Source organism: Lacinutrix sp. (assembly GCF_023299985.1).
In the GTDB taxonomy this organism is placed as follows: domain Bacteria; phylum Bacteroidota; class Bacteroidia; order Flavobacteriales; family Flavobacteriaceae; genus Lacinutrix.
This window is the reverse complement of the sequence record NZ_JALZVX010000095.1, coordinates 1-3450: the sequence shown is the minus strand read 5'-3', so window position 1 is coordinate 3450 and position 3450 is coordinate 1. Positions and strand designations below refer to the sequence as shown.

Sequence of the window (3450 nt, the reverse complement as noted above, 5' to 3'; positions counted from 1 at the left end):
CCACAACTTTTTACACTTGCTCCATACATAGATGCAACTTGTAAGTAAGGCTTAGTATCTGCTGGATTTAAATCTACAGCTTTGTAGAAGTAAGTTCTTGCTTTACCATAATTACCTTTACTTTTAAATTCTAAAGCTAAGTTGTAATTAAGCTTTGCTAATTTTAATGGATCTGTTTCTAGTCTAAAAATTTCGTCCATATACTTTTGCTCTCCTGTTATACCATAAAGGTAACGTGCAGTATCTGCATTTGGAGCTAAAGAGTACTTTTGCTTAACAACTTTTACAAACATTGGGTCTGTTTTACAACCTTTAGCATATAATTTATTCATTGCTCTTTGTAACCAAACACCATCGTTTTTATTTGCTTCGTAATCTCTTTGATAAATTGGTATTAATACTGAACAGTTTGCTCTTTCTCCTAATTCTGTTTCTAGACTTCCAGAAATCTTATCGAAAGCTGCTAATGTTTGTGTGAAGAATTTTTTATACTTCTCGTCTTTGCTAGATAAGTTATCGCCTTTAGCAATATATTCATTTAATTTAACCGAGTTTTTTCCAACTTCAGTTTCAATCTTATCTACAACATCATCATATTTATTAAATAACTCTTGAGGTGTTTTTTGTCCTTTATCGTAAAGGCTTACCATCATTTTAAAGTAAACGTATAAACCTTTTGGACTTTTAAAATTTTCTAAATCAGACTTGTATATCGCATCAAACTCATTAAACAATTGTTCATCGCTTAAACCTAATAATACTCTATTATCATACCTTAATTCTGCTTTCTTTGATTCAAATTTTCCTTTTGGAGATTTACTAGCATAATTTACTATTCTTGAATCCCACAAAGTACTTAAATTATTTATGTGCTCTACTTTTTCAGCATCTGTTGTAGCAGCTTTTAACAACCCTTTAAACATATCTTCACCGTATTTATAAATACCAGAAGGATTAAATTTTGGACAGTCTTTTATTGCTTTTTCATAATATGGAAGTGCTTCCATAAATTTCTTTCCTTTAACAGTTTCTGCAAACAAAGACATGTTTATTGTACAGTCTTCATTACTTGTTTGTGCAAAACTTGTATTGAGTCCTAAGAGTAAAAATGCTATTAATAATGTAATGTTAGTTTTCATAATGTTAGTGTTTGTCTTATTAGTCAAATTTTCTTTTTTGGAACCATCTATCGTTTAACGATAAACTTATATTAAACTTAAAAAAGTTCTCTTGGATTAAATTAGCATTTGTTGTGCCTCTTTGTCCTATTTCAATACCTATATTAGTATTCGAGAATGGATTTCTATTTGTTCCAACTGGTAAACCTACTCCAAAAGATATGCCAAACTCGTCTATAGATTGATTTTCTACCACTAAGCCGGTGTTTTCAAAGCGTATTCCACCTCTATAAACTACACGTTTCCAGTAGCTTGAAAACGAATTGTATTTTGGAATATAAAATCCACCAAAAGAATATGTAGAGGCGTCTTCAAAAGTAGCTCCAACGTTTTCAAATAATATATTAGAAAATTCGCTTGTATTTTGTGTTGTCGTTTCTACTCCAACAAACCATTTTCTAGGTTGCCCAAGTCCTGCTCCAAAAGATAATCTAGAAGGTAAATTTAAATCTGTTTTATCTAATCCACTTGCAGCTAAATCTGCTTCAATTGTGTTTATTGGAACTTCTGTTCCTGAAGCATTAAAAGTAATATTAGAAAAAGAACGCTCGTTATTAGACGTAATATCGCTTGAAGGCGCATAAGTAAATGAAGATTGTAATTCTAACTTATTTGTAATCATGCGCTGGTAATGCAGCCCGATATTAAAACTTACACCACTTAAGTCTGATCTATTTGTTTCTTGAGATTGCGTTGCCAAAGGCTCATTCTCATCATTATATCTAAACTGAACCGTGTTATTTTGAATATTTCCAAAATTATAATTAGCATCTATTCCTACACTTAGACCTTCTGTAAGTTGGTAACCAAACGAAAGAAATGCTTTATTTACACCACCTTCTCCATTAAAACGAGAATCTAGATTCCCTTCGTTATTATTGGTCTCTAACCTGTAACCAACTGCTGTGTATGGTAACAAACCAAAACCAAAACCAAGTTTTCCAAGCGGTATTGACAATGCTAAATAATCGAAACTTGTAGAAGACACGCGATCTTCACTAGTACTTGTTTCTAAATTTGTTAAGGTACTACTTGCAGATACTGCAAATTTAACAGGACGACTTTCATTATTAAAAGACTTTAAATTATCACCTCCATAAGTAGCAGGATTTCTAAAATTTACATGAATACTATCTTTATAAATACTCAATCCACCCATACTTACATTCTCTACAGAACCTTTAAATTTTAAAGTTCCAATACCATAAAAAGAATATGGAGAAGATGTAGTTTCTTGAGCGTAACTTTGAATTGCAAACAATGCAATAAAAACTAATACGAGCTTTTTTATCATTAGTGTTCGTTATATATTAAAATAAAATTCAACCCTTCTAAAAGGAAATTTGAATTCGCAAATATGCTACTTTTTAATTGTTTAGACAACATTTTAGCATCTCCTCCTGTTAAAATTACTGTTAAATCTTGATATTTTTCTTTATACTGTGCTATACAACCATCAATTTCGTTCAAAACACCATTTACAACTCCAGAATGCATAGAATTTGCTGTTGCGTCTCCAATAAAAATTTCAGGAACCTCTGTCTCTAACAACGGTAAATTTGCCGTTTGATTATGTAAAGCTTTATATCGCATTCTAACTCCTGGTGAAATAGCACCACCTAAATACTGGTTTTTAGTGTTTACAAAGTCGAATGTAATACAAGTTCCAGCATCAATAATTAGCACATTATTATCTGGAAATTGAGCTACTGATGCACAAACCAACGCAATACGATCTATACCTAACGTTTTTGGGGTACTGTATAAATTTTTAAAAGGTAGTTTTGAGTGGTGTGTTAAAATATGAAGTTTAAATTCTTCTTCAAGAAAATTAAAGATTTTATTATCAAGTTTCCCTACCAAAGAAACAATAACAGATTTAATATGCTTGTGGCTTTTGTGAAGCTTTTTTATTTCTATTTCGCACTTTATAGTTTCTACACGCACCTTATCTAGTAACTTATTGTTTTTAAAAACCGCAAGTTTAGTATACGTATTACCAATATCTATAATTAAATTCATAAATTAAATTGAAAAACAAACTTACAAAATTGAAGTTGGTTTTTCTATTCTAATCTATTGATATTATGGTGACTGAATTACACTTTTTGGAATTTAAAAAAAATAATATTAAAAAGAATTGAAATTTTACAATTTTTCTTTTGCAAGTATCAAAATTGAAACTATATTTGCACTCGCATTTTTATGCAATTGGTGCCTTAGCTCAGTTGGTAGAGCAAAGGACTGAAAATCCTTGTGTCCCTGGTTCGAT

The 3450-nt window shown here is 30.7% G+C and carries 3 protein-coding genes; all 3 read right to left on the bottom strand.

Annotation, left to right across the window (positions count from 1 at the left end; genetic code table 11):
* On the bottom strand, positions 1-1139 hold a 1139-nt coding region (locus Q0C58_RS04700; RefSeq protein WP_290698153.1), incomplete at its 3' end, for a hypothetical protein.
* Positions 1140-1158: 19 nt separating this feature from the next.
* On the bottom strand, positions 1159-2472 hold the full coding sequence (locus tag Q0C58_RS04695) for a hypothetical protein (protein ID WP_290698150.1): 1314 nt from the start codon (positions 2470-2472) through the stop codon (positions 1159-1161).
* On the bottom strand, positions 2472-3200 hold the full coding sequence (locus tag Q0C58_RS04690) for a type III pantothenate kinase (RefSeq protein ID WP_290698147.1): 729 nt from the start codon (positions 3198-3200) through the stop codon (positions 2472-2474). Before Q0C58_RS04690 ends, Q0C58_RS04695 begins: the two co-directional genes overlap by 1 nt.
* Positions 3201-3450 lie beyond the last annotated feature (250 nt).